Annotated in this window: 22 protein-coding genes; 17 read left to right on the forward strand and 5 right to left on the reverse strand. The window is 33.3% G+C overall.

Annotated features, from left to right (window positions below; translation table 11 throughout):
* Positions 1-3 precede the first annotated feature (3 nt).
* The 6 genes from NNH57_RS15790 to NNH57_RS15815 all read left to right on the forward strand — a co-directional run bounded on the left by NNH57_RS15790 (position 4) and on the right by NNH57_RS15815 (position 4266).
* The gene (locus NNH57_RS15790; RefSeq protein WP_074406893.1) at positions 4-387 is read left to right on the forward strand and encodes a TraR/DksA family transcriptional regulator; all 384 of its coding nucleotides are present in this window, start codon (positions 4-6) and stop codon (positions 385-387) included.
* 136 nt (positions 388-523) lie between these two features.
* A complete protein-coding gene (locus NNH57_RS15795; protein WP_132065876.1) occupies positions 524-1057 on the forward strand; it encodes an RNA polymerase sigma factor in 534 nt (177 codons plus the stop codon).
* 5 nt (positions 1058-1062) lie between these two features.
* Positions 1063-1857, forward strand: a complete 795-nt coding sequence (locus NNH57_RS15800) for a HEAT repeat domain-containing protein (protein WP_074406891.1) — start codon at positions 1063-1065, stop codon at positions 1855-1857.
* Between the two features lie 25 nt (positions 1858-1882).
* A complete protein-coding gene (locus NNH57_RS15805; RefSeq protein ID WP_074406890.1) occupies positions 1883-2638 on the forward strand; it encodes a DUF4097 family beta strand repeat-containing protein in 756 nt (251 codons plus the stop codon).
* 35 nt (positions 2639-2673) lie between these two features.
* Complete coding sequence (locus NNH57_RS15810; protein WP_074406889.1) at positions 2674-3387, forward strand: DUF4097 family beta strand repeat-containing protein; 714 nt, start codon at positions 2674-2676, stop codon at positions 3385-3387.
* A gap of 276 nt (positions 3388-3663) precedes the next feature.
* On the forward strand, positions 3664-4266 hold the full coding sequence (locus NNH57_RS15815) for a lipoprotein signal peptidase (RefSeq protein WP_074406888.1): 603 nt from the start codon (positions 3664-3666) through the stop codon (positions 4264-4266).
* A 19-nt stretch (positions 4267-4285) separates the two neighbouring features.
* Here NNH57_RS15815 and NNH57_RS15820 read toward each other — a convergent pair whose 3' ends face one another.
* From NNH57_RS15820 to NNH57_RS15840, 5 genes are all read right to left on the reverse strand, one after another.
* On the reverse strand, positions 4286-4687 hold the full coding sequence (locus tag NNH57_RS15820) for a response regulator (protein WP_074406887.1): 402 nt from the start codon (positions 4685-4687) through the stop codon (positions 4286-4288).
* Between the two features lie 69 nt (positions 4688-4756).
* Positions 4757-5326, reverse strand: coding sequence for a 5-formyltetrahydrofolate cyclo-ligase (locus NNH57_RS15825; protein ID WP_074406886.1), 570 nt, complete (start codon positions 5324-5326; stop codon positions 4757-4759).
* Positions 5319-6299: a succinylglutamate desuccinylase/aspartoacylase family protein gene (locus tag NNH57_RS15830; RefSeq protein WP_074406885.1), complete on the reverse strand. Its 981-nt coding sequence runs from the start codon at positions 6297-6299 to the stop codon at positions 5319-5321. Before NNH57_RS15830 ends, NNH57_RS15825 begins: the two co-directional genes overlap by 8 nt.
* A gap of 4 nt (positions 6300-6303) precedes the next feature.
* A complete protein-coding gene (gene rimK, locus NNH57_RS15835; RefSeq protein WP_074406884.1) occupies positions 6304-7176 on the reverse strand; it encodes a 30S ribosomal protein S6--L-glutamate ligase in 873 nt (290 codons plus the stop codon).
* Complete coding sequence (locus NNH57_RS15840; RefSeq protein WP_074406883.1) at positions 7176-7652, reverse strand: ATP-dependent zinc protease family protein; 477 nt, start codon at positions 7650-7652, stop codon at positions 7176-7178. Before NNH57_RS15840 ends, rimK begins: the two co-directional genes overlap by 1 nt.
* 117 nt (positions 7653-7769) lie before the next feature.
* Here NNH57_RS15840 and uvrC point away from each other — a divergent pair, with 117 nt between their 5' ends.
* The 11 genes from uvrC (at position 7770) to NNH57_RS15895 (ending at position 25898) form a co-directional block, all read left to right on the forward strand.
* Positions 7770-9569: an excinuclease ABC subunit UvrC gene (gene uvrC / locus NNH57_RS15845; protein WP_108809186.1), complete on the forward strand. Its 1800-nt coding sequence runs from the start codon at positions 7770-7772 to the stop codon at positions 9567-9569.
* 2 nt (positions 9570-9571) lie between these two features.
* Positions 9572-11854, forward strand: a complete 2283-nt coding sequence (locus NNH57_RS15850; protein ID WP_108809187.1) for a patatin-like phospholipase family protein — start codon at positions 9572-9574, stop codon at positions 11852-11854.
* 179 nt (positions 11855-12033) lie between these two features.
* The gene (locus tag NNH57_RS15855; protein WP_108809188.1) at positions 12034-13191 is read left to right on the forward strand and encodes a homogentisate 1,2-dioxygenase; all 1158 of its coding nucleotides are present in this window, start codon (positions 12034-12036) and stop codon (positions 13189-13191) included.
* Between the two features lie 186 nt (positions 13192-13377).
* Positions 13378-14517 (forward strand): 4-hydroxyphenylpyruvate dioxygenase, encoded by a 1140-nt coding sequence (gene hppD, locus NNH57_RS15860; RefSeq protein WP_074406880.1) that lies wholly within the window; start codon positions 13378-13380, stop codon positions 14515-14517.
* Positions 14518-14716: 199 nt separating this feature from the next.
* Positions 14717-15709 carry a fumarylacetoacetate hydrolase family protein gene (locus tag NNH57_RS15865; RefSeq protein ID WP_074406879.1) on the forward strand — a complete coding sequence of 331 codons (993 nt, stop codon included), beginning with the start codon at positions 14717-14719 and terminating at the stop codon, positions 15707-15709.
* Between the two features lie 486 nt (positions 15710-16195).
* Positions 16196-16975, forward strand: coding sequence for a DUF3108 domain-containing protein (locus NNH57_RS15870; RefSeq protein WP_074406878.1), 780 nt, complete (start codon positions 16196-16198; stop codon positions 16973-16975).
* Complete coding sequence (locus NNH57_RS15875; RefSeq protein ID WP_074406877.1) at positions 16975-17940, forward strand: tryptophan 2,3-dioxygenase family protein; 966 nt, start codon at positions 16975-16977, stop codon at positions 17938-17940. The genes NNH57_RS15870 and NNH57_RS15875 overlap by 1 nt, the downstream gene beginning before the upstream one ends.
* 12 nt (positions 17941-17952) lie before the next feature.
* Positions 17953-19215, forward strand: a complete 1263-nt coding sequence (locus NNH57_RS15880) for a peptidoglycan DD-metalloendopeptidase family protein (RefSeq protein ID WP_074406876.1) — start codon at positions 17953-17955, stop codon at positions 19213-19215.
* A 3-nt stretch (positions 19216-19218) separates the two neighbouring features.
* Positions 19219-20865, forward strand: coding sequence for a glucose-6-phosphate isomerase (pgi, locus tag NNH57_RS15885; protein WP_108809189.1), 1647 nt, complete (start codon positions 19219-19221; stop codon positions 20863-20865).
* A gap of 460 nt (positions 20866-21325) precedes the next feature.
* On the forward strand, positions 21326-24580 hold the full coding sequence (locus NNH57_RS15890; RefSeq protein WP_108809190.1) for a TonB-dependent receptor: 3255 nt from the start codon (positions 21326-21328) through the stop codon (positions 24578-24580).
* A gap of 265 nt (positions 24581-24845) precedes the next feature.
* Positions 24846-25898, forward strand: a complete 1053-nt coding sequence (locus tag NNH57_RS15895; RefSeq protein WP_082994794.1) for a cytochrome-c peroxidase — start codon at positions 24846-24848, stop codon at positions 25896-25898.
* Positions 25899-25954: the final 56 nt, after the last annotated feature.

Raw genomic sequence — 25954 nt, forward strand, 5'->3', positions numbered from 1 at the left:
AGTATGGCAGAAGATATCAAAGTAAGGTACAGCGACGCTGATTTAGCGATGTTTAAGGAAATCATCGTAGAGAAAATGGAAAAAGCACAGAAAGATTTAGAATTAATAAGAAGTGCTTACAAAAATGACGGAAATAACGGTACAGATGACACTTCACCAACGTTCAAGGCATTTGAAGAAGGAAGTGAAACGATGTCTAAAGAAGCAAATACACAACTTGCAATTAGGCAGGAAAAGTTTGTACGCGATTTAAAGAATGCTTTATTACGTATTGAAAACAAAACATATGGTATTTGTCGTGTAACAGGAAAATTAATTAATCCTGATCGATTAAAACTGGTTCCGCATGCTACATTAAGTATCGAAGCAAAAAATATGCAGAGTTAAAACAAACAAATAATCTATAATTATAGATTTGACCTCACCGGTTTTTTAAACTAGTGAGGTCTTTTTTTTATCTTGTATGTAACCTTTTTAAAAAAACAAGGTATTAGTAATAGAACCCAACCAAAAGAGTAACATCTTGAAAAATCTAACTGACGAAGAATTAATGATTCTGGTATCCAATGGCAACCTGGATGTAATGAGTATCCTTTTTGAAAGATACCATATCAAAATCTTTAATTTCTTATTAAAAATGACGAGAGATCGAGAGATCAGCCAGGACATTACACAAGAAGTCTTCTATAAAGCAATTAAATATAGAACTTCTTATAAAAAAGGAAAGTTTTCATCATGGATCTATACCATTGCCAGAAATATATTTAGCGATCATTATCAAAGTCAAAAAACAGTCGCTCAACGTTTCGAAAATATTGAATATAAAATAGAGCAAAAAGAACAAGATCATATTGAAATAAAAGAGACTAGTGAAGAATTATACCGAGCATTAAATCAACTTAATAAAACCGATAAGGAGCTCGTTGTCATGAATAGGTATCAAGGAATAAAATACCAGGAAATAGCCGAGATTACAGGCTCTACAGCAGGAGCTGTAAAAACCAAAGTTCATCGGGCTATCCATAAATTAAAAGATTATTATTTACAAAACATATAATTGTTATGAACTGTAAAGACATACAAAATCAACTGATCGATTATATAGATCATAATCTGGATCAGGAAACATATGAAAAGGTAGAAGCACATCTCAAAAATTGTAAGCAGTGCAAAACAGCCTTACAAGAACTTCAAACCGTTTTTGAAGCCGTACATCATACTTCTTCTCAAGAACTTCCGGATAAAAGTTTACAAATGAACTTTGAAGAAATGTTGAGAAAAGAAAAAGAGATACTCAATGATCCTAAGATTGTATCCTTAAATCCAAAAACCAAAAGTTCATGGAAAACAGCTTTACAGATCGCTGCAACCATTGCACTTGTTTTTTCTGGGTATTTCTACGGAAAACTAGAAAACACCGCATCACTTTCTGAGGAAATGGCGGTATTAGAAAAAGAAAAATATCAAATGAAGCAAACGATGACCATTTCTTTAATAGAAAATGAATCTGCGAGTAAACGCCTACAAGCGGTAAACTATGCAGAGGAATTTGAAAAACCCGGAAATGATATCCTTAATGCTTTAATCAATAAAATGCATTATGACGATCATAGCAATGTGCGATTAGCTGCAGCAGAAGCACTGGCAAAATTTTCGGATTCTGAGATGGTTCGTAAAGCATTAATCAATGCCTTGGATATTGAACAAGATCCAGGTATACAAATTGAATTAATTCAAATATTAGTTTCTATTCAGGAAAAACGCGCAGTTCCTTCTATGGAAAAATTACTTCAGAATGAAGAAACACCCGATTATGTAAAAGATCAGGTAAAAATCGGGTTACCAAATTTAATTTAAAAATTCAATCAAAAAACAAATAGTCATGAAGAAAATAGCAATCGCATTACTAGTATTTATAGTAGTAGGAAATCTAACTGCACAAGATTACAAACACTCTCTACAAGGAATCAAAAAAGTAAAAATAGCCTCAGAATCTGGAGTTATAGCAAAGACTCACAGCCAAAATGAAGTATTGATCAAAGGAGAAGGAAGAGAAACTCCTGAAAAAGCCAGAGGATTAAAAGCAGTATATTCTGGCGGAAGCGATAACACTGGCATAGGAATCTATGTTCAAAAAGAAGGAGAAACACTTATTATTAGAAATCTCAAAGGTATGCATAGCGAAACCTTAGAGATTTACCTCCCAAAAGAGATCAACATTACGACAGAGAGCAGTAATCTGGGGAGCTTATCTTTTAGCGGGTTTTCTTCTGAAATAGAAGCAAGAACCAATGTAGGAGGTATTACATTAAAAAATGTTACTGGCCCCATTGTAGCTAAGACTGCGACTGGCGAAATTAATATTGTATTCGACAAAGTAAGTCAAAGTTCACCTATTTCTATTGTATCTGCTACAGGAGCGATCGACGTAAGTCTGCCATCCAGTACTCCGGCAAACTTAGAATTAAAAACTTCTATGGGAGAAATCTATACCGATTTTGATATAAAATTTCCTGTTGAACATAAAAACATGAAGGTAATCAGTGGTAGAAGAGCTATAAACACCAAGCTAAATAACGGTGGCGTTGATATTACATTAAGGTCATCTACGGGAAATATTTACCTGAGAAAAAAATAATAGAGGTCATCAATTAATCAAAAAAAACAACGAACATGAAAACTGTATTAAAACTCATCCTGCTGTGTTTTGTTTCATTACAAATACAAGCACAAAAAGTAATCCAAAAAGAACTTACTACTTCTGCTGATCTAATCAAGGTAGAATTTAAATTTGCCCAAGACATCGTTATCAAAACATGGGATAAAAGCAACGTGTCATTAAAAGCCAACGTAAGTATTAATGGCGGAGAATTTGATGACTATTTTAACTTAAAAATAAAGAACACCTCATCTGTTCTGGACATATCATCTGATTATGGTGATCTATTTGACAAGTGGAAGAAAGAACGTGGATCAAACAATAAAAACAATTGGGGGCCTTGTAATAATTTAGACATTGATGCTATGTACACCCTATATCTTCCAAAAAATTCTACACTAAGGGTAAAAAGTATTTCTGGAAATGTTGAGTCTGAAAACTATCAGGGAGAACTAATTGTAGATATTATTAGTGGAAATATTGATATCAAAAACTATAACGGAGATCTTAATCTTAAAACCATAAGTGGAGATATTGATATTAATGTCTCAAAATCAAGATTAAAAGCCGAAACAGTTACCGGAATGATTTATTCTGATAAAGACATGAAATTTGATCACGGCAAAAACAGAGTAGTAGGAAGTAAGGTAACCGGTACTTTTGGAGATGTGAGAAGCGAACTAAAACTTGGAACCGTGAGTGGTAGCATATTCATTAGAAAGCAATAAATACTACAAAAAATACCATTTTAGGTATAAAAAGAGTTTAACGATATCAAACATTTTATAATGATATCGTTAAACTCTTTTTATGTAGTTGGTACTGATAAAAGTATTTAGAGGCGAGTAAAATGATAAAAAAAAATCGAAGAAACCTTAATAAATAAGAGGGATTAACACTATTTGCACATTTGAATTTGTCTTTCGGACTCTGCGAATTTGAGATTCACTAATAAAACACTATTTTTGTCCGTCGCTTTTAGCACCCAAGCAAACCAGTACTATATGTCCTTAAAGAAATCTATTTTAGTTATAATTTTAGTGTTACTTATTGATCAGATCACCAAAATTTATATTAAAACTCATTTTACTCTTCATGAAAGTGTAGAGGTATTTGGTTGGTTTCGTATCATATTTGTGGAAAACAAAGGCATGGCCTGGGGATTTGAACTTCCTGGGAATTATGGCAAACTGGTTCTTACTCTATTTAGATTGGTGGCCATCACCGGTATCGGATATTGGTTGTATGATTCTGTTCGTAAAAACAATCCCACTATTCTTACTTTTTGTATTGCATTGATTTTTGCCGGTGCTTTTGGAAACATTATTGATTCTATATTTTATGGGATTTTATTTAGTGAAAGTACACCTGTAGAGATTGCAAGTTTCTTACCAGAAGGCGGTGGTTACGAAAGTGTTTTTTATGGTAAAGTGGTTGATATGATTCAGTTTACTTTCTATGATGATATTTTGCCAGATTGGATTCCGTTTATGGGAGGCAAACATTTTTCATTCTTTGATCCTGTATTTAATATTGCTGATTCTGCAATAAGTATTGGTGTATTTCTATTGATTGTTTTTAACAAAAAAGCATTTCCAAAAAAATAAAACAGATCTTAAACCCTAACTAGATCAATATCCTCTCGAAGTCATTTAGCTTAATAGGTTTAGTAAGATAATCTGATACTATATCAATAGATTTGGCACGTTCTATATCTCTAGAGTCTATTGAAGAACTCACTACATAAAGGTCAATTTTTTTTCTAATTTGATTTTTGATTTTAGAGAACTCATTCAAAAATTCCCAACCATCCATCACTGGCATATTAAGGTCCAAAAAGATAATCTGTGGTATCTCTTCGTTTTCTTCTTGCTGTAAAGATTGTAGAAAAAAATCTAAAGCTTCTTTACCGTTATTAAAAACTAAAACAGATTCTGATAGTTTTTTTAGTTCAATAATCTTACTTACCAGATTAATATAAATAAGGTCATCATCAATAATACAAACGCTTTCTATATTTTGGGGCATTTTTTATAGAGTACAAAATTAAAGATATCGAAATATACAAAAGTATTTCTTAATTTAGGAAACCTCTATTTATTTCTTAATCGAATACATTTTTGTTGGAGTAACACAAAAATCAAGCGGTATATCTGCAGTAGTTACATTTTCTATTTCTTCTTCAGCAGAAAAAAAAGAAAGGCCGATTTTTAAAGTATTAGGATTACATTTTGCCAAAAATTTATCATAAAATCCTTTTCCGTAACCTACTCTATTTCCATTTTGATCAAATGCTAGTAGTGGTACAAAAACTACTTCTATTTTATCTTCGGGAATCGGGATTCCATCAACTGGCTCAGGAATTCCCCAGGAATTTACTTTTAATGCAGTAGTGTCTGTGAGTAAAAAATGCTGTAATGTATTGTCCTTAAAATTACTTTTTGACACGATTACGTTTTTATCCTTTCCCAAGAGAATATTCAACAAAAACTCTGTATTGATTTCTTTCTTTTGATGAATAGATAGAAAAATATGATAATACGACTTTTCCCAAACAGGTAGCTCGAGTAATCGGTTTGCGATATCAATACTTAAGTTCTCAACTTCTTCGTTACTTAAATGAGACCTAAGGGTTTTATATTTAGTACGCAGTTCTTTTTTATTCATTTACTAATTCTTTGGTTATACGAAAAATAGCATCTCCTTTATACACAATCGAGGATTCATTTACATTGATAACATATCCTTCATTATTTGCTTTAACCACATGTCTCATTTTACCATAAGGGTCTGTAATTGTTGCCATAACCTCTCCTTTTTCTATATGTTTACCAATGGGTACTTTAATATGTAATAAACCACTGTATTTTGCGCGCATCCATACACTTTTAATAACAATCTGAGTATCAGAATCACGAACTGGAGCTTCGAATTCGACTTTGAGCATTCCCAGATAGTCCAAGATTCGCATAGTCCCCTGCACTCCTTCTCTTGCTATTTCTTTGCTACTGTTTTGAGATTTTCCTCCTTCAAACAATAATATATCTTTTCCTTTCTTGGCACAAGTAGCTCGATATGACCCCTCTAGATTCTTAGACAAAAGAGTAAATGGGGCATTAAAAATCTTTGCTAACCCTATCAATCTTTCATTCTTGGGATCCACTCTGATATGCGGAGCATTAAATCTACTGGCTCCCCCGGTATGAAAATCTAAACAAAAATCTGCCGCTGGTAAAATCTCATTTATAAATTGATAGGCAAAACGACTGGCTAGAGACCCATTTTTGGTTCCTGGAAAAACCCTGTTAAGATCCCGACCATCGGGAAAAAAACGATCCATACTTAAAAACCCAAATACATTAAGTACAGGGATACATATAACACTACCTTTTGCAGGTTTATTGATTTTTCTAGCAATGATTTGCCTCACAACTTCTACTCCATTAATCTCATCTCCATGAATTCCTGCTGTAATAAGTACTATAGGGCCTGGGTTTTTTGATCTTTCTATAATTATCGGTATTTCTACTTTAGTAGAAGTATATAACTTAGCTATATTAAAATTTATAGTTGTACTCGTACCAGGTAATACTTCTTTACCAAGAATATTAAGTATATTTTTTTCTGTTACTTTGGTCATTGTGTTATAAACTTCTTTCAATATAACGAATAATGGTTTTTGCGATATCTTTTCCTGTAGCGTTTTCTATACCTTCTAATCCGGGAGAAGAATTAACTTCGAGAATAAGAGGCCCTCTATCACTTTGTAGCATATCTACACCTGCTACGCCCATTTTTAAAGCTTTCGCCGCCTTTATAGCCGCTTGTTCTTCTTCTTCACTAAGAGTAATCACTGATGCACTACCTCCTCTATGTAAATTAGATCGAAACTCACCTTCTTTCCCTTGTCTTTTCATAGCTCCAACGACCCGCTCATCAACAACAAGAACTCTAATATCTGCTCCTTTGGCTTCTTTTATAAATTCTTGTACAATTACACGAGCCTGTAGTCCATTAAACGCTTCTAACACAGATTCTGCAGCCGTTTTGGTTTCGGCCAATACAACACCTAACCCCTGAGTACCTTCTAGTAATTTAATAATTAGAGGGGCTCCCCCTACATGAGATATCACTTCAGAAACATCTTTAGAATAATTGGTAAATACTGTTTTGGGAAGTCCCAACCCTGCTTTAGATAATATTTGTAAACTTCTTAGTTTATCTCTCGATTGTAGTAATGCCTGTGACTTAAGTGTAGTAAATACATTCATTAACTCAAACTGGCGTACTACTGCAGTCCCATAAAAAGTGATAGAAGCTCCAATTCTGGGAATCACAGCATCTACATGATCTAATTTTTTACCTCGATAATAAATTTCAGGCTTTTGTTTTTCAATAATAATATCACAATTAAGAGGGTCTATCACCTGTACATTATGCTTGCGCTTTACTGCTGCTTGAACCAAGGCATTAGTAGAATACAAACTCGTACCACGAGACAAGATTTTAATGTTCATTACAAATTTTGATTATAAGACTGATTTTCTAATTGGGGGTCAACTAAAAACTTACCGCTTAAAAATTTGCGTCCAATCAATACCGGAAAACGCATATCATCGCGAGAAGACAATGTGAGGGTTATGGGGTGCGTTTTATCAAATACAATAATCTGTGTCCTAATGGCATATCGTACTTCTACTTTTCCATTATTACTTTTTACTGCTGTAATATCGTAATTTTTAAATGTAAATTTTTTACCATTATATTCTGAATGCGTTGCATCAAGAAGACTGCATTGCAATGTTTGATCAATCTCTCTGATATCGATACAATGAATAGATGAAGTATATGCCCCAGTATCGATTTTGGCATCGATACCTTTTAGCTCTAAAAGAGGAAAATCCACTTTATCAGTTCTGCCGATTATTTTCTTTTCTTTCTCCAAAAGATATGATTGATATTTGCTACTAATGTAATAAAAATCAATAAGCATTGTATTACATCCTCTCTATTTAATAGAAAACCATAACACGAACAGTAATTAACAAAAATTTAAACCCCCAATATTTGCATTACAATTCAGGTAAACCCTTAACTTTACCATTAGAATATGCAAGAAGCTACTTTAGACATACAAATTAAAATATTACCTACCAGCCCTGGAGTATATCAATATTATGATAAAGACGACACATTGCTTTATGTAGGAAAAGCAAAGAACTTAAAAAAAAGAGTTTCTTCTTACTTTACAAAAAATCACGATAACTATAAAACTAAGGTTCTTGTAAAGAAAATTTATACTATAAAACATATTGTTGTCGAAACAGAAACAGATGCTCTGTTACTAGAAAACAATCTGATTAAAAAATATTTACCCAGGTTCAATGTCATGCTCAAAGATGATAAGACATATCCATGGATTTGTATCAAAAAAGAGCGTTTCTCAAGGATATTTCTTACTCGTAATCTTATCAAAGATGGCTCAGAATATTATGGCCCTTATACTTCGGTAAAAACAGTACATGTGCTTTTGGATCTTATCAAAGAACTATATCAGCTTAGAACATGCACTTATGATTTATCTCAGGAAAAAATAAATAATGGAAAATATAAAGTTTGTTTAGAGTATCATCTGGGCAATTGCAAAGGGCCTTGCGAAGGATTACAAGATGAAAAAGAATATCTCGAAAACCTTGAAGCTATTCGTCAAATTGTGAAAGGAAATTTTAAAGATTCTCTAAATCGTTTTAGGAATCAAATGATGATACATGCAGAGAAAATGGAGTTTGAAGATGCCCAGCGAATTAAGGAAAAAATACAAATACTAGAAAACTATCAGGCAAGATCAACCGTAGTGAATCCTAAGATAAGTAATGTCGATGTGTTTTCTATCATATCAGATGAATCCTATGGGTATATAAATTTTCTTCAACTGTCCTATGGTGCTATAATTAGATCTCACACTACAGAAGTTAAAAAGAAATTGGACGAATCTGATAAAGAACTTTTAGAACTTGCCATTATCGAACTCAGGCAACGTTTTAACTCTACATCCAAAGAAATATTTGTTCCTTTTAATGTAGAAGTAGGAGAAGGTCTAAAAATCACAATACCACAATTAGGTGATAAAAAAAAGATCGTAGACCTATCTTTAAGAAATGCAAAATACCATAGACAAGAACGTTTTAAGCAAATCAAGATCATGGACCCAGATCGGCATATAAAACGTCTGATGGCACAAATGAAAAAAGACTTAAGGCTACCCGAAGAGCCAAGACATATAGAATGTTTTGATAATTCGAATATTCAAGGGACTAATCCTGTTGCCGCCTGTGTAGTATTTAAAAATGGAAAACCCAGCAAGAAAGAGTACAGAAAATTTAATATAAAAACAGTAGAAGGTGCTAATGATTTTGCTTCTATGGAAGAAGTTGTATATCGACGTTACAAACGATTAACCGAAGAGGACCAGCCATTACCACAACTAGTAATTGTAGACGGAGGAAAAGGGCAGCTTTCTTCAGGGTTAAAAGCTCTGGACACATTAGGCTTAAGAGGAAAAATAACCATAATTGGTATTGCCAAGCGACTAGAAGAGATTTACTATCCCGGTGATTCTATACCATTATATTTAGACAAAAAATCAGAGTCTCTAAAGGTTATACAACATTTACGAAATGAAGCACATCGATTCGGAATCACCTTCCATAGACAAAAAAGAAGCAAAGCTGCTTTGGATACCGAATTAGATTTAATTCCTGGGATTGGAGAAAAAACCGTTATAGAATTATTAAAAACCTTTAGATCTGTAAAAAGAATAAGTGAAGCTTCTAAACACGAATTAAGTGAAGTGATTGGAGATTCACGCGCAACCAAAGTGTACAATTATTATCTTTCTAAAAAAGAATAAGCGTGGCCAGACACAATACATTAAGATTTTTTTTATCCGGGATACTACTTTTAGTGTTCCTTATTCCTAATATAATTTGGTCGCAAGAAAAACAACCCTCAGAGATTCATGATGATCCCGCTATAGAAGATGTAAAAATAGGATTAGTCTTAAGCGGAGGTGGTGCAAAAGGACTTGCTCATATTGGCGCTCTAAAAATAATAGAAGATGCGGGAGTACGTATCGATTACATTGGTGGTACCAGCATGGGAGCTATTGTAGGAGCTTTATATGCCTCTGGATATCGTGCAGCAGAACTCGACTCTATCTTTAGAACTGTTGACTTTGATGCATTTATACAAGATGAACTTCCGAGAAGTGCCAAAACTTTTTATGAACGAGAAGACTCAGAAAAATATGCAGTAACTCTTCCTTTTGATAAATTTAAAATAGGTTTACCCAAAGGGTTATCTAAAGGGCAGAATTTTTATAACCAATTCTCGCGATTTACAGCTCATGTAAGTGAAGTACGCGATTTTAACAATCTCCCAATCCCCTTTTTCTGTATGGCGACTAATATTGAAACCGGAGAACAAGTACTTCTGGACAAAGGATACTTGCCCGATGCTGTTGCTGCCAGTGGTGCATTACCCTCTGTTTTTAGCCCAGTAGAATTAAATGGAATTTTAATGACAGATGGAGGAGTGACCAATAACTATCCTGTTAAAGAAATTAAAGAAAAAGGAGCCGAAATAGTTATAGGGATTGATGTACAAGACAGTTTAATGTCTAGAGACCAGCTAACTTCGGTAACCGATATCATGCTTCAAATAAATAACTTCAGAACTTATGAAGCTATGAAAAACAAAGTTTCTGAAACAGATTTATACATTAAACCTTCGATAACAGATTTTTCGGTAATATCTTTTGACCAGGCTGATAAAATCATTGCTAATGGAGAAAAAGCTGCATTTGCAAACTATGAAAAGCTCAAAGCAATTGCAATGCGTCAAAAACCTGGACCAAAGAACCCTGTAATTGCTAAAAGCTCAGAAAACATATTGGTAAGCAGTTTAGCCATTTCGGGAAATGAAAGATATACAAGAGCCTACATCAAAGGGAAGCTAAAACTAAAAACTCCTAGTGTTACAACTTACGGAAAATTAAATGAAGGCATTAACAACTTATCTGCAACAGGAAACTTTGATCGTGTAAGCCACAAACTTATCGATACAAAAGATGGTAAACACCTAATACTTAATGTAAAAGAGAGTGACAACAAAATGTTATTACGTTTTGCACTTCATTATGATGATCTATATCAAACTGCAGCCTTAATTAATGTTACTAGAAAAAGCCTATTATTTGACAATGATGTATTTTCTGCCGATGCAGCTTTAGGTGATAACATTCGTTATAATCTGGACTACTATATTGATAAAGGTTTTTATTGGAGTACCGGAATAAAATTTCGTTATACCAATTTTAAAAAAGCAATTGATTTTGATTTTATAGGAAGGTTTGGAGAAATCCCGGATTTAGATATTAATACCATTGATGTAGACTATGCCGACTATAATGCGCAAATCTATGCAGAAACCTTATTACAACAAACCTTTTCTGTTGGCTTGGGTGCAGAGTACAAACGCCTTAGTATTATTTCTGAAACATTTGGAGAAGATGAAAATCAAATTCCAAGAACTGTATTTGAAGATAGTGATTATTGGAGTGCCTTTGGATATATTAAATTAGATACATATGACAATAAATATTTTCCGAAGCGAGGATTTTTATTTGAAGGAGATATTCATACTTATCTTTTTTCTTCTGACTTTACTGAAAGTTTTGATGAATTCTCAATTACCAAAGCGCAACTAGGGTTCGCTACACCTTTATATAATGCACTTTCTATGAATATTAGCCTAGAGGCGGGTACTAAAATTGGAAATACTTCCCTAAGTTCTCTCGATTTTTTACTTGGAGGTTTTGGCGCTAAAACCATTAATAATTTTATTCCTTTTTATGGATATGATTTTTTTGGAATGACAGGACAAAGTTTTGTAAAAGCCTTACTATCTGTAGATTATGAGATATTTAAAAAGAACCATATTAACGCATCTGCCAACTTTGCAAATGTAGGCAATAAACTATTTAGTACCGGAAAATGGTTTGAAGATCCAGAATTTTCTGGATATGCCTTGGGGTATGGCCTAGATACCTTTGCTGGACCAATACAAGTCAAATATTCTTACTCCCCAGAACTAGACGAAAGTAGCTGGTTTTTTAGCATCGGTTTTTGGTTTTAAAAAATTATACTGCGAAAGAATAGAAATATTTACGATATTTGTAATGTTATGAACTTGTTTTGGCAGGATTTATTATTATTACTACACTACCTTATTAAGCGCAATCCCGAATAAGGTAGATCTGCTGTTTATTATTGTCTTATCAAAAAAAGTAGTTAATATTTTAAATTTGCAACATCATGCCTTTTTATCATACTCTTGGGGAAATCCCTCCAAAACGTCACACCATCTTTAAAAAACCAGATGGTAATTTATATTATGAACAATTATTTGGAACAATTGGTTTTGACGGAATGTCGACCAACTTATACCATTGTCATAGACCAACACAAGTAAAAGAAATCAAAGGAAGCTATAGTGTAGCTCCCAAAGTAGCTATAAAAAACAATATCAAATCTTATAGATTTCACGGTTTCAAAGTGGATCCAGAAAAGGATTATCTACAAAGTAGAAAAAATGTATTAACCAATAGTAATGCAAGCATTATTTTATCTGCTCCGCAGGAATCCACTACCGATTATTTTTATAAAAATACTGATGCCGACGAATTAATTTTTATTCATCGTGGAAGCGGAAAGTTTCGAAGTCACTTAGGTAATCTCGATTTTAAATATGGAGACTATATTTTAATTCCCAGAGGAACTATTTACAAACTCGATTTTGATACTTCTGATAATCGATTGTTTATTGTAGAATCAAGAAGACCAATTTATACTCCAAAAAGATACCGTAACTGGTTTGGGCAATTACTAGAACATTCTCCGTTTTGCGAACGTGACATTAGGGTTCCTTATGAATTAGAAACTAATGATGAAAAAGGAGATTTTTTAATTAAAGTAAAAAAGCAGGACGAAATTTTTGATATGATCTATGCAACACATCCATTTGATGTAGTAGGATATGATGGATTTAATTTCCCCTATGCTTTTTCGATACACGACTTTGAACCTATTACTGGTAGAATACATCAACCGCCACCAGTGCACCAAACATTCGAGACAGATGCTTTTGTAATTTGTTCTTTCGTACCAAGATTATATGATTACCACCCAGAGAGTATTCCTGCACCCTATAATCATAGTAATATAGATAGTGATGAAGTGTTATACTATGTAGATGGTGATTTTATGAGTAGAAATGATATTGATGCAGGGCATATTTCCTTACATCCTGCCGGGATACCGCACGGTCCTCATCCCGGGGCAGTAGAACGAAGTATTGGAAAAACCAAAACCGATGAATTAGCTGTTATGGTGGACACCTTCAAACCTCTTATGGTTACCGAAGAGGCTATGAAAATAGCCGACGAAGATTACCATAAATCCTGGCTTGAGTAACCTTTAGAAAATGTTTTATAACCAAAATAGCTTTAAAAAAGATAATTTGTTATGCTAAATTACAGGAAAGATATTACAGCGCATTTAAGAGCCATGTGGTAATGTTTTTAAACTAAACGATTCGAGAAAATTATAAATACCTTTTTCTCATTGATTTATTTTTTAACTATATTATTTAAAAACATTATGTCGACCAATATAACACCTCAGAACTTAGAAAAAATAGTTCCTCAAGCAGAAGATTTCTTGCCGCTATTAGGAACAGATTATGTAGAACTCTATGTGGGTAATGCCAAACAAGCTGCCTACTATTATCAAGCAGCATGGGGTTTTCAAATTATTGCCTATGCCGGATTAGAAACAGGACGTAAGGATAGCGTTTCTTATGTACTACAACAAGATAAAATACGATTGGTTCTTACTTCTCCCCTACAACCAGATGGAGATATTAATAAACATATAAATGCTCATGGTGATGCCGTAAAAGTAGTTGCTCTATGGGTTGATGATGCTACCAAAAGCTATCAAGAAACTGTAAAAAGAGGTGCTAAATCTTATATGGAACCCACCGTCGAAGAAGATGAAAACGGTCGTGTTGTATTCTCAGGAATCCACACTTACGGAGAAACTGTACACATTTTTGTAGAACGAAAAAATTATAATGGTGTATTCTTGCCTGGTTATATGGCTTGGAACAAGCCTTATAAAACAGAAACTACAGGTCTTAAGTTTATTGACCATATGGTGGGTAATGTAGGATGGAATGAGATGAACAAATGGTGCGAGTTTTATGCCAAAGTTATGGGATTTGCACAATTAGTATCTTTTGATGATAAAGATATTTCTACAGAATACACAGCCTTAATGAGTAAGGTAATGAGCAATGGCAACGGACGTATCAAGTTTCCAATAAACGAACCTGCCGAAGGAAGAAAAAAATCTCAAATTGAAGAATATATCGATTTTTATAATGGTGCCGGAGTACAACACATAGCATTAGCTACCGATAATATTATTGAAACCGTTTCTGCACTTCAGAATCGAGGGATAGAATTTCTTACTGTTCCTGCCAGTTATTATGAAACTGTTTTGGATCGAGTTGGCGAAATCGACGAAGATCTTGCACCACTTAAAGAATTAGGAATTCTTATCGATCGGGATGATGAAGGGTATCTGCTTCAGATTTTTACCAAACCAGTCTTAGATCGCCCAACAATGTTTTTTGAAATTATACAACGTAAAGGAGCTCAATCCTTTGGTAAAGGTAATTTTAAAGCATTGTTCGAAGCTATCGAGAGAGAACAAGAGCAAAGAGGTACACTATAGAATGCCTTAACACCACATTTTAAGAAAATAGACTTATTATTTTCTTGCCATTTATATACCAATTATTTAGAACTCATCTTTTAATTGGTATATAATGTATGGTATAATATTTCTAAAAATCAAACAAAAGTTTCTCATACAAATAGTTTCCTAAAAAGTAAATTATTATGAGTTATAAACTTTCAAGAAAAACAATACAATGAAATTAGCAACAATAAAAAATAATAGCCGAGACGGACAACTAGTTGTAGTAAGCAGAGATTTAACCAAAGCTGTAAAAGTTCCTGAAATTGCTCAAACCATGCAGGAAGCTTTGGATAATTGGGATGATATCTCTCCTAAACTAGAAAAGGTGTACGACCAGTTACAAAATAATACATTACCAAATACTTTTGATTTTGATCCAACAGAAGCCATGGCCGCAATCCCCAGAGCATATCATTGGGCAGATGGTAGTGCCTATGTTACTCACGTAGAATTAGTAAGAAAAGCCAGAAATGCCGAATTACCAGAAACGTTCTGGACTGATCCCTTAATGTATATGGGAGCTTCTGATGCGTTTATTGGAGCAAATGAAGATATTAAAATTGAAAAAGAAGAATGGGGAATAGATTTTGAATCTGAAGTCGCTGTAATAACAGATGATGTTCCTGCTGGTGTAAGTGCAAAAAATGCTCAAAAACACATTAAACTTGTAGCAATCATTAATGATGTTTCATTAAGAAATTTAATCCCTAATGAGTTAGCTAAACAATTTGGGTTCTATCAATCAAAGCCATGGACTACATTTTCTCCAGTAGTAGTTACGCCAGATGAACTAGATGATGCCTGGAGTAATGCTAAAGTACATCTACCATTGACCTCTACATTAAATTCTAAAGTTATAGGATCGCCCAATGCCGGAATCGATATGACTTTTGATTTTGGCCAATTAATTGCTCATGCTGCTAAATCAAGATCTTTAATGGCAGGGTCGGTAATAGGATCAGGTACCGTTGCAAATCAAGGAAGTCCTAATGGATCAAGCTGTTTGGCAGAAGTTAGATGTTTAGAAATTATAAAAAACGGTAAACCATCTACTCCTTTTATGAGTTTTGAAGATCGTATAGAAATCGAAATGAAAAATAAAGAAGGAGAGACTATTTTTGGAAAAATAGATCAGGTAGTAAAACAATACGAGCCTATAAATTAAGTAAATTATAGATATACTATTTTTAATCAAAAAACGAATCAGTCTATCCTGTGAGAAATAGATCAAATCTTTTTTCAGACTTATGACTGTTCTTGGTTAAAAAAGCAACCAAAATATACTCTTTTTATCAATTAAAGCTATTTTTTGATTTTTGAGAAAAATGCATTTTTCACAGCAAACGATATAAACTTTTGTTAAATTTCACAATAAAAAAACGTTTTCGTTTGATAATTATTCAAAAAAAGTCCATTTTTGCAAATATAGGTGGAGTGGTTACTGCCTATATCTAAAACAATAATTATTCTCATAATTTAAGTTTTTAGTTGGTTAATAAAAGTAAAGAAGAGAGCTGTGGTGGCTCTCTTTTTTTGTTTATATTTTTAGATTAGATAACAACATTCATTTTTATCTCTTCATATTAAATAGTATTTTTGGAATGGATATTGTAATTAATAGGTATATCAAATAATAACAATGCCCTAAACTATGAAAAAGTATATTATAATATTGCTTTTGATAACAAGTATAGTTCCTGCTTTTGCTCAGGATAGCCATAAAGCATTCGATTCTGGAGAATGGTTTAAGTTTAGAATTCATTATGGCCTTTTTACAGCTAGTTATGCTACACTTGAAATTAAAAAAGAAAAGTTAAATGGGAAACCGGTACATCATATAATTGGTACAGGTAAATCATCTGGTTTTTTAAGCGTCTTTTTTAAAGTAGAAGACTATTATGAAACTTATATTGATATCAATAGAGTAAAACCATATCGTTTTATTCGAAAAATAAATGAAGGAGGACATACCAAGAATATAGAAATTAACTTCGATCATAATGAAAACAAAGCATTAGTTTTCAACAAAAAGCACAATACAAAAAAATCTTACCCTATACAATCTGATGTACAGGATATGATGTCTTCTTTTTACTACTTGCGTAATAATATTAATACATCTTCTCTAAAAAAAGGAGACGAACAGTATGTAAATATGTTTTTTGATAATGAAAGCTATCGTTTTAAGTTAAAATTCTTAGGGCGAGAAGTAATTAAAACCAAAATGGGTAAAATTGCATGTTTAAAATTTAGACCCTATGTTCAGGCAGATAGAGTTTTTAAAGAAGAAGAAAGTATGACTGTATGGGTTAGTGATGATGACAATCGAATGCCTGTAAGAATAAAAGCTGACATCCTAGTTGGTTCGATAAAAGCAGATTTAGATGCATTTAAAGGACTTAAACACCCATTTAAAATTATAGTAGATTAATGAATGAATCTATACAACCAGAGATCGCCGAAAAAATAAAGCAACTAGAAAAAAAATTTAAAAATTCTGGCCAGGATTTGGGATCATATTTAGATGGCCTGCTTCATGATCGATATTTAACCTATTGGGATTATATACATTTAGACACTTTATTAAGTTTACAAATCCCTAGAACACATTTTCCCGATGAAGAAATTTTTATCACTTATCATCAAATTACAGAGCTCTATTTTAAACTAATTATACACGAGCTAAAGCAAATTATTGATGATAAATTACAAAATGCAGCGTTTTTTACCGCTAAAATTGATCGGGTAAATCGTTATTTTAGAGTCCTGATCAATTCTTTTGATGTCATGATTAGAGGAATGGACAGAGAACAGTTTCTTAAGTATAGAATGTCTCTTCTACCTGCAAGTGGTTTTCAATCTGTACAATTCAGGTTGATCGAGATATATTCGACCCCTCTGGCAAACCTTGTAAGTACCAAAGAAAGAGATCTATTTTCTGAAAAAGATGTCCTCGAAGAAGTATTCGAGCATTTATACTGGAAATCTGGTGCTACCGATAAAGAAACAGGTGAAAAAACACTTACCCTTAAGCAATTCGAATATCGATATACTCCAAGAATGATGCGTATTGCTAACCAAGTACAACACAGTACTATTTTTCATAAATACCTCGAACTACCAGAAAAAGAGCAAAATAATGTGCTCCTTATCGAAGCATTACGTACTTTTGACACTAATGTGAATGTTAACTGGTTATTAATGCACATGGGTGCCGCCTATAGGTATCTCAATAAAGAGAAGGGTGAAGTTTTGGCTACCGGAGGAACAAACTGGAAAAGTTTCTTACCTCCAAGTTTTCAAAGGATCATGTTTTTTCCTAATCTTTGGACCAAAGAAGAAAAAGAAAACTGGGGTCAACAATGGGTTACTCATCAATTTAATACCGCAAAATAAAATAGTCGTCAGTTGAAGCAAATAGGTTATTTACTACTTATAGCGGTAGTATTATTTTCATGTCAGAAAGAAAAAAAAGAAGCAAAAATTATTGTTCCTGAAGTTATTGAGGAAGAAAAAGCACCTCCTATCATAACCGAATTCGGTTATGTCCTAAATGATTTTAATGTTGTGAAAGACACCATACGTCCCGGAGATAGTTTTGGTGCTATTATGGATACTCATGGCATAAGTAGAACTAAAGTATTCGAGATCACAAATACTATTAAAGATACTTTTAATGTAGCCAGAATCCAGGCAGGAAAACCTTATATGCTTCTTAAATCAAAAGATACTACAGAAAAAGCGCAGGTATTTGTATATCAAAATAACAAAATCGATTATACTGTGATCGATTTTAGAGATAGTATTATTGCCAAAAAAAGTAAAAAACCGGTAACACTGGTTGAAAAAACTGCTTCAGGAATTATAAACAGCAGTTTAATGCAAACATTTGATGATATGGATCTCAATTTTTTGGTTGCATATAACATGGCAGATATTTATGCCTGGACTATTGATTTTACTAGATTACAGGCAGGAGATAGATTTAAGGTAGTTTATACCGAGAAATTTATTGATGACACTATTCCTGCTGGAGTTGACCAAATTAAAGCATCGTATTTTGAGCACAGAGGTAAACCAATCTATGCCTTTAGGTTTATGGATGATTCTATTAACAATTCTATAGATTATTATGATGAAAAAGCTAATAATCTGCGAAGAGCGTTTCTTACCGCTCCGGTAAAATTTAGTAGAATTTCTTCTAGATATAATCTTAAACGCAGAATCAAATACTATGGTAATAAAGTAAGGCCGCATCGAGGTACTGATTTTGCCGCTCCTATAGGCACGCCGATATTAGCCACTTCAGACGGAGTCGTAACCAAATCTGAACGAAGAGGTGGAAATGGTAAATATGTAAAAATAAGACATAACGCTACTTATGACACTCAATACCTACATATGAGTAGACAAGCTGTAAAAGTAGGTGAGTTTGTAAAACAAGGAGATGTTATAGGATATATTGGGATGACCGGTAATACCGGAGGTCCCCATGTATGTTACAGATTCTGGAAAAACGGAAAAGAAGTAGATCCGTTTAAACAAGATCTTCCGGCTTCAAAACCACTAGCCGATAGTCTTAAACAAAGGTTTCATAACCACATTCAACCTTTAAAGACCGAATTAGATAGTATTTCTTTTAAACCACAAAAACCACAGGAAATTTTATAGATCATGACATTACCAACTATTAACCCAACCACCACAAAAGCCTGGGAAGCATTACAATCTCATTACAAAACTATAAAAGACACACATCTTAAAAATCTTTTCGAAAAACAGCCAGATCGTGCTACTGCCTTGTCGATCGAATGGAAGGATTTTTATGTAGATTATTCTAAAAACAGAATCGATAAGACTACAAAAAAATTGTTATTAGATCTGGCTAGAGAAGTAAAACTTGATGAAGCCATACAACGTTATTTTGACGGAAGCACTATCAATGAAACAGAAAATAGAGCTGTTCTACACACGGCTCTTAGAACGCCATCAACATATCAAGTTACCATTGATGGTAAAAATATAATTTCAGAAGTTACAAACGTAAAAGAAAAAATAAAGTCCTTTAGCCATCAGGTTATTTCAGGAAATCTTAAAGGATATACAGGTAAAGCTTTTACCGATATTGTAAATATTGGTATTGGAGGGTCTGACCTTGGCCCTACTATGATTACAGAGTCCTTAGCTTATTATAAGAATCACCTTAACCTACATTTTATTTCTAATGTAGATGGAGATCATGTTCATCAAAACTTAAAAAATTTAAACCCAGAGACTACTTTATTTGTGGTTGTATCTAAAACCTTTTCTACTCAAGAAACGATATCCAATGCTACAACAGCAAGAAATTGGTTCACCAAAAATGCACCAAAAGAAGCGGTAGGAAACCATTTTGTAGCCGTATCAAGTAATATTTCTAATGTGACCAACTTTGGGATTGCAGAAGAAAATATCTTCCCACTATGGGATTGGGTTGGTGGTCGTTTTTCTTTATGGAGCGCAGTTGGGCTATCTATATGTTTATCTATAGGTTATGAAAATTTTGAAGCTCTGCTAGCAGGTGCTCATGAAATGGATGAGCATTTTAAGAATACTCCTTTTGAAGAAAATATTCCAGTAATTTTAGGAATGCTTAGTATATGGTATAATAATTTTTTTAATGCAGAAAGTGAAGCTATTATCCCGTATTCTCAATATTTGCATAGATTACCGGCATACCTGCAGCAAGGTATTATGGAAAGTAACGGAAAAAGTATTGATCGCAATGGTAATCCTATTAACTACCAAACGGGTACGATTATCTGGGGTGAACCAGGCACCAATGCCCAACATGCCTTTTTTCAATTGATTCATCAAGGGACAAAATTGATTCCAGCAGAGTTTATTGGCTTTAAGCACTCTTTATTTGGGGATCAGGATCATCAAAATAAATTAATGGCCAACTTTTTTGCACAAACAGAAGCCTTGATGAATGGTAAAACACAAGAAGAAGTGCTTCAGGAATTAAATGCAATAAATAGCTCTGAAGAAAGACTGAAAAAACTATTACCTTTTAAAGTATTTGCAGGTAACAAACCTACTACTACTATTTTAATTAACACCCTTACTCCTAAAAACTTAGGAGCATTAGTATCAATGTATGAACAACGTATTTTTGTTCAAGGTATCATATGGAATATTTTTAGCTATGATCAATGGGGTGTAGAATTAGGTAAGCAATTGGCTACTACTATCTTATCAGAAATCGATACTCATGAGGTTAAAAAACATGATTCGTCAACAAATACGCTTTTACAACGGTATTTAAAGAAATCTGAATAATAAATCTATTTTCAGGGAATAAAAAAATAAGTTTCAAATCAATTTGTAATCATAAATTGATTTGAAACTTATTCTCTTTTTGGTGCTAGTAATATGTTAATATTAATCTATTTAGCGTCTATTTTTCATACTCTGGACGTTTTTTTTACTTAATGTTGCAAGATTGTATCAATTTTTAATTAACAATTTATTAGTTAATAACTTTTTAATATCTTCAATTAATTAATAATCAATCTGGTACAAAAAAAAATTATCTTAAAAACTATAATACAAATCTGTATAAAATTTAACATTTTAATAAACTATGCACGCATAAAGATTCGTTCTTTTGCGAAGATTATTAACTCTATCAAATATTTACGAAACTGGATACGATTTAAATGATTTTCAAACCTTTTAGTGTCATTATTTTAATCGTTAAGAGTTTCATGAGACAATTAAAAACAATTAAAACACACTCATGAAAAAGATTACATTTTTATTTGTTGTAATCCTTATGGCAGTCGTTGGGGAAACGTTTGCGCAAGGGGTAACCAAATCTTCCATTAATGGTAAGATAACTGATAATACAGGACAAGCTCTTCCTGGTGCCAATGTAGTTGCGATCCACACTCCATCTGGAACAAAATATGGTGCAATTACCGATTTTGATGGCTTTTACAGAATAGCAAATATGAGAACTGGTGGACCTTACAAGGTTACTATCTCTTATGTTGGTTTTAAGGATTATGTAAAAGACAATACTTTTCTTCAATTAGGGGACTCGCAAAATATCAGCACTCAAATGATTGAAGAAGCTAGTGCACTTGAACAAGTTATAATTACGGTAACTAACAATAGTGTTTTTGATTCTGGTAAAACAGGTACAGAAACTACGGTGACAGAGAGGCAAATTAATTCTTTACCTTCGGTATCAAGATCTGTTGCCGACTTTGTAAGAATTACTCCTCAAGCTCAAATAACTGAAGGAGACGATGGTTTTTCTGTTTCTTTAGCTGGGCAAAATAACAGATACAATGCTTTGTATATCGACGGGGGAGTAAGTAATGATGTATTTGGTCTTGCTGGATCAGGTACCGATGGTGGTCAAACAGGAGTAAACCCATTCTCAATCGATGCGATTGAAACTTTTCAAATTAACATTGCTCCTTTTGATGTAAGACAATCAGGATTCTCTGGAGGTGCTATAAATGCAATCACTCGATCAGGAACAAATAACATAGAAGGATCTGCCTATACGTATTTTAGAAACGAAAGTCTTACAGGAAAAACTCCTCCAGATTTAGTAGGAACTGGAGAATCAAGAGAAAAATTATCTGATTACTCTGCAAAAATTTATGGTGCTCGTATTGGTGGTCCAATCATAAAAGACAAATTATTTTACTTTGTTAATTATGAGAGAGAAGAACAAGAAACTCCACAGCCATTTAACTTTAGCAACTACCAAGGAAATGCTACTTTGGCTGATGTTCAAAATCTATCTAATTTCTTACAGACTACATATGGTTATGATACTGGTGGGTTTGACAATAACACAAGAACATTAGACAGTGATAAGTTAACTGTTAAATTAGATTGGAATATTAATGATAACCATCAATTAAGTGTAAAGCACAATTTTGTAAAGGCTGATAATTTAGAAGCAAGAAATAGTGGTAACAGAAATATTGGTTTTATTAATGGTTCTGAGCTTTTTAAAAGTACTAAAAATGAAACTACTTTAGAATTTAGTTCGTCTATAGGAAGCTGGGCTTCTAATAACTTGCTTATTGGTTATAAATCGGTAAGAGATGATCGTGATCCTTCTGGTAATCCGTTTCCAACTGTTGATATTCGTGATGGTGGAGGAACAATTTCTTTTGGAGCAGAACCATTTTCTACTGCAAACTTATTAGATCAGGATATTGTTAATATAGCTAATAATTTTGAGATTTATAGCGGTAAACATACTGTAACCATAGGTACTCAACATGAGTTTTCAAAAATTAAAAACTTATTTTTCGCTTTTAATTACGGAGATTACACCTTTAATAGTTTAAATGATTTCTTTAATGGTATTATTGATGAATATCAAAAAGGATATTCTCTAGTAGGAGGTACTGCTGTAGGTGATGAGTCTTCTGGAGCATCCGAATTTAAATTATACCAACCAAGTTTTTATGTTCAGGATGAAATAAGCGTAACTGATAATTTTAAACTAACAGCTGGATTAAGAGTTGATGTTCCTATTTTTGATGCGGGTGCTGAAAATGCTGATTTTAATGATAGAACTATTCCTCTTCTTGAAGCTGCAGGAAAAGATCTTCAAGGAGCAAGAGTAGGTGAAAAAATTAGACCTTCTGCACATTTATCTCCTCGTGTTGGATTTAACTGGGATGTAAAAAATGACAAGACTACTCAAGTACGTGGTGGTTTTGGTATTTTTACTTCAAGAATCCCATTAGTATGGCCAGGTGGTTCATATAACAATAATGGTATTACTGGTGGATTTACTGGCGGATTTAATCTAGATCCTTCTACAATAACTTTTAACCCAAATGTTAACCAACAACCTGTAGCCGTAGCACCAGGAACTGGAGAAACAGCAGGAAATATCGACATTTTCACTCCTGATCTAAAATTACCTCAGGTAATGAAATATAATATCGCTGTTGATCAAAAATTACCGCTTTGGGGATTAATTGCAAGTGCAGACTTTTTATACACAGATGTTATTACTAATATTTATTATCAAAACTTAAATATTCGTGGACCAGAAGGAACTTTAAATGGTGCTGATAACAGACCGTACTACAGTGATAGTTTCGGAGATCGAATCGATAACACTTATGGAAGAATAATTCTTGGAACCAATACTGGTGAAGGATTCTCTTATAATACATCTTTTACCCTAAGAAAACCTTTTGACAACGGATTTCAAGGAAGTGTATCCTATTCTTATGGTGAATCAGAATCCATTTTTGATGGTACTTCTTCACAAAACAGCTCACAGTGGAGAAATATCCAAACGGTAAATGGTAAGAACTCTAACATCCCAAGATCAAGATCTGATTTTTCACAAGGATCTCGTTTTTCTGCTAATGTTAGTTATGAAAAAGAATACCTAGGGTTTATGAAATCAACAATTGCATTATTTTATGAAGGTACACAAGGCACCCCTCACTCTTTTGTTTACAGAGAAGGTAGAGACCTTTTAAATGATGATTCTAGAGATAACGCTCTTATCTACATCCCGTCAAACGCAAGTGAAATTAACCTTGTTCCTTTTAGAGATAGTGACGGAGACATCATCCCAGGATCAGCTACTCCTGCAGAACAGTGGGCTTCATTAGATGCTTTTATAGAAGGAAATGATTATTTAAGAAAAAGAAGAGGAGGATATGCAGAACGTAATGGAGATAGAGGTCCTTGGAGTCATGCTATTGACTTAAAATTCTTACAGGATTTTTATATCAAAACTGGAGAAAAGAAAAATACGCTTCAGCTTTCTCTTGATATTTTCAACTTTACTAATCTTTTAAATAAAGATTGGGGAAAACGTAAATTTATCCCTGGAAATATTGCATTAATCGAAACGGTAAGAGGGGGAACAGCAGATCCTGAGTTTACCTTTGATGCTAGCTCTTTTGAAGACGGAATTGAACAAATAGATGACAATGGCCTTCAATCATCTAGATGGCAAATGCAAGTAGGATTACGTTATATATTCAACTAAGAAATTTATAAATCAAATATCAAAAACCTCATTCGAAGATCGAATGAGGTTTTTTTATGCTCTCAATTTCTGCTCTTTATTATTATCTATACCTAAATGAATAATAAACCATCACAAACCTCGTTGTAAATTTCTGATATTGAAACATTTATAGCAGTCTATTTTTTTTTCAAAAAAACACTGTTTTATTTGTAAGTATCCCTATATGATAACGACAGTAAAAAATCCAACTTTAACATATATATATTAACACAAAAACAATACTATGAAAAACTTACTTCAATGGGGGTTAGTCCTTGCAATATGTGTAGGGTGTAAAAACGATTCTAAACAAAAAGACAAAGATTACGTCCCTGTTTCCTCAATAGGAAATAAGGCGGTTGCAGTATCAGAACTTGACAAAAAAGCTCGAAAAACTTTTGGTGTATTACCCAAAATAGCAGAAAACCCAGAAAATCCTATAACCCATGAGAAAATAACTCTGGGTAAAACACTTTATTATGACAAACGACTTTCTAAAGACAATACACAAAGTTGCAATACCTGCCATAATCTAAAAACATATGGAGTTGACAATCAATCTTTTTCGATAGGTAATGATGGTAAACCAGGAGGGCGTAACTCTCCTACAACTCTAAATGCCGCACTACATATGGCTCAATTTTGGGATGGGCGAGAACCCGATGTAGAAGCACAAGCCGGAGGTCCTATATTAAATCCAATAGAAATGGCAATGCCTAGCGAAACAGTAGTAGTAGATCGAATATCAAAAATCGAAGAATACGTTGAGCTTTTTGCCAAAGCTTTTCCAGAAGAGAAAGCCCCTATAACCTACAGAAACATAGAAAAGGCCATTGGTGCTTTTGAACGAAAATTAATTACTCCTTCTAAGTTCGACAAATACATGGCTGGCGATGGTTCTGCATTAAACAAATATGAAAAGAAAGGTATGGAAACTTTTATAAGTGTTGGTTGCATTACCTGCCATACAGGGGCACTACTAGGAGGTAATATGTATCAAAAATTTGGGCTTACTGTAAATTATTGGGAGTATACAAACAGTGAAAAAATAGATAACGGTAGATTTGATCTCACTAAAAATGAAGTCGATAAATACGTCTTTAAGGTTCCTTCGTTACTTAATATTGAAAAAACAGCACCTTACTTTCATGATGGTAGTGTTAAAGATCTTAAAAAAGCCATTTCAATTATGGGAGAAACTCAGTTAAATCAAAAATTAAATCCACAGCAAGTTAACGAGATTTATTTATTTTTAGAAACCTTAACAGGAGAGGTTCCGCAGGAAGCTTTAGAATAAAACTAATATATCTAAACTTATTATGAGTAACAATAAGTACAAATAGACCAGACACT

The sequence above is a fragment of the Aquimarina spinulae genome (genome assembly GCF_943373825.1).
GTDB lineage: Bacteria > Bacteroidota > Bacteroidia > Flavobacteriales > Flavobacteriaceae > Aquimarina > Aquimarina spinulae.

Excerpts from the sequence above, each read along its gene's own strand:
- rimK (WP_074406884.1), bottom strand. The coding sequence starts at position 7,176 with ATGAACATTAAAATCTTGTCTCGTGGTACGAGTTTGTATTCTACTAAT.
- NNH57_RS15855 (WP_108809188.1), top strand. The coding sequence starts at position 12,034 with ATGCCTTTTTATCATACTCTTGGGGAAATCCCTCCAAAACGTCACACC.
- NNH57_RS15790 (WP_074406893.1), top strand. The coding sequence starts at position 4 with ATGGCAGAAGATATCAAAGTAAGGTACAGCGACGCTGATTTAGCGATG.
- NNH57_RS15865 (WP_074406879.1), top strand. The coding sequence starts at position 14,717 with ATGAAATTAGCAACAATAAAAAATAATAGCCGAGACGGACAACTAGTT.
- NNH57_RS15810 (WP_074406889.1), top strand. The coding sequence starts at position 2,674 with ATGAAAACTGTATTAAAACTCATCCTGCTGTGTTTTGTTTCATTACAA.
- NNH57_RS15815 (WP_074406888.1), top strand. The coding sequence starts at position 3,664 with ATGTCCTTAAAGAAATCTATTTTAGTTATAATTTTAGTGTTACTTATT.
- NNH57_RS15825 (WP_074406886.1), bottom strand. The coding sequence starts at position 5,326 with ATGAATAAAAAAGAACTGCGTACTAAATATAAAACCCTTAGGTCTCAT.
- NNH57_RS15895 (WP_082994794.1), top strand. The coding sequence starts at position 24,846 with ATGAAAAACTTACTTCAATGGGGGTTAGTCCTTGCAATATGTGTAGGG.
- NNH57_RS15875 (WP_074406877.1), top strand. The coding sequence starts at position 16,975 with ATGAATGAATCTATACAACCAGAGATCGCCGAAAAAATAAAGCAACTA.
- hppD (WP_074406880.1), top strand. The coding sequence starts at position 13,378 with ATGTCGACCAATATAACACCTCAGAACTTAGAAAAAATAGTTCCTCAA.
- NNH57_RS15800 (WP_074406891.1), top strand. The coding sequence starts at position 1,063 with ATGAACTGTAAAGACATACAAAATCAACTGATCGATTATATAGATCAT.
- uvrC (WP_108809186.1), top strand. The coding sequence starts at position 7,770 with ATGCAAGAAGCTACTTTAGACATACAAATTAAAATATTACCTACCAGC.
- NNH57_RS15830 (WP_074406885.1), bottom strand. The coding sequence starts at position 6,299 with ATGACCAAAGTAACAGAAAAAAATATACTTAATATTCTTGGTAAAGAA.
- pgi (WP_108809189.1), top strand. The coding sequence starts at position 19,219 with ATGACATTACCAACTATTAACCCAACCACCACAAAAGCCTGGGAAGCA.
- NNH57_RS15820 (WP_074406887.1), bottom strand. The coding sequence starts at position 4,687 with ATGCCCCAAAATATAGAAAGCGTTTGTATTATTGATGATGACCTTATT.
- NNH57_RS15890 (WP_108809190.1), top strand. The coding sequence starts at position 21,326 with ATGAAAAAGATTACATTTTTATTTGTTGTAATCCTTATGGCAGTCGTT.
- NNH57_RS15805 (WP_074406890.1), top strand. The coding sequence starts at position 1,883 with ATGAAGAAAATAGCAATCGCATTACTAGTATTTATAGTAGTAGGAAAT.
- NNH57_RS15840 (WP_074406883.1), bottom strand. The coding sequence starts at position 7,652 with ATGCTTATTGATTTTTATTACATTAGTAGCAAATATCAATCATATCTT.
- NNH57_RS15870 (WP_074406878.1), top strand. The coding sequence starts at position 16,196 with ATGAAAAAGTATATTATAATATTGCTTTTGATAACAAGTATAGTTCCT.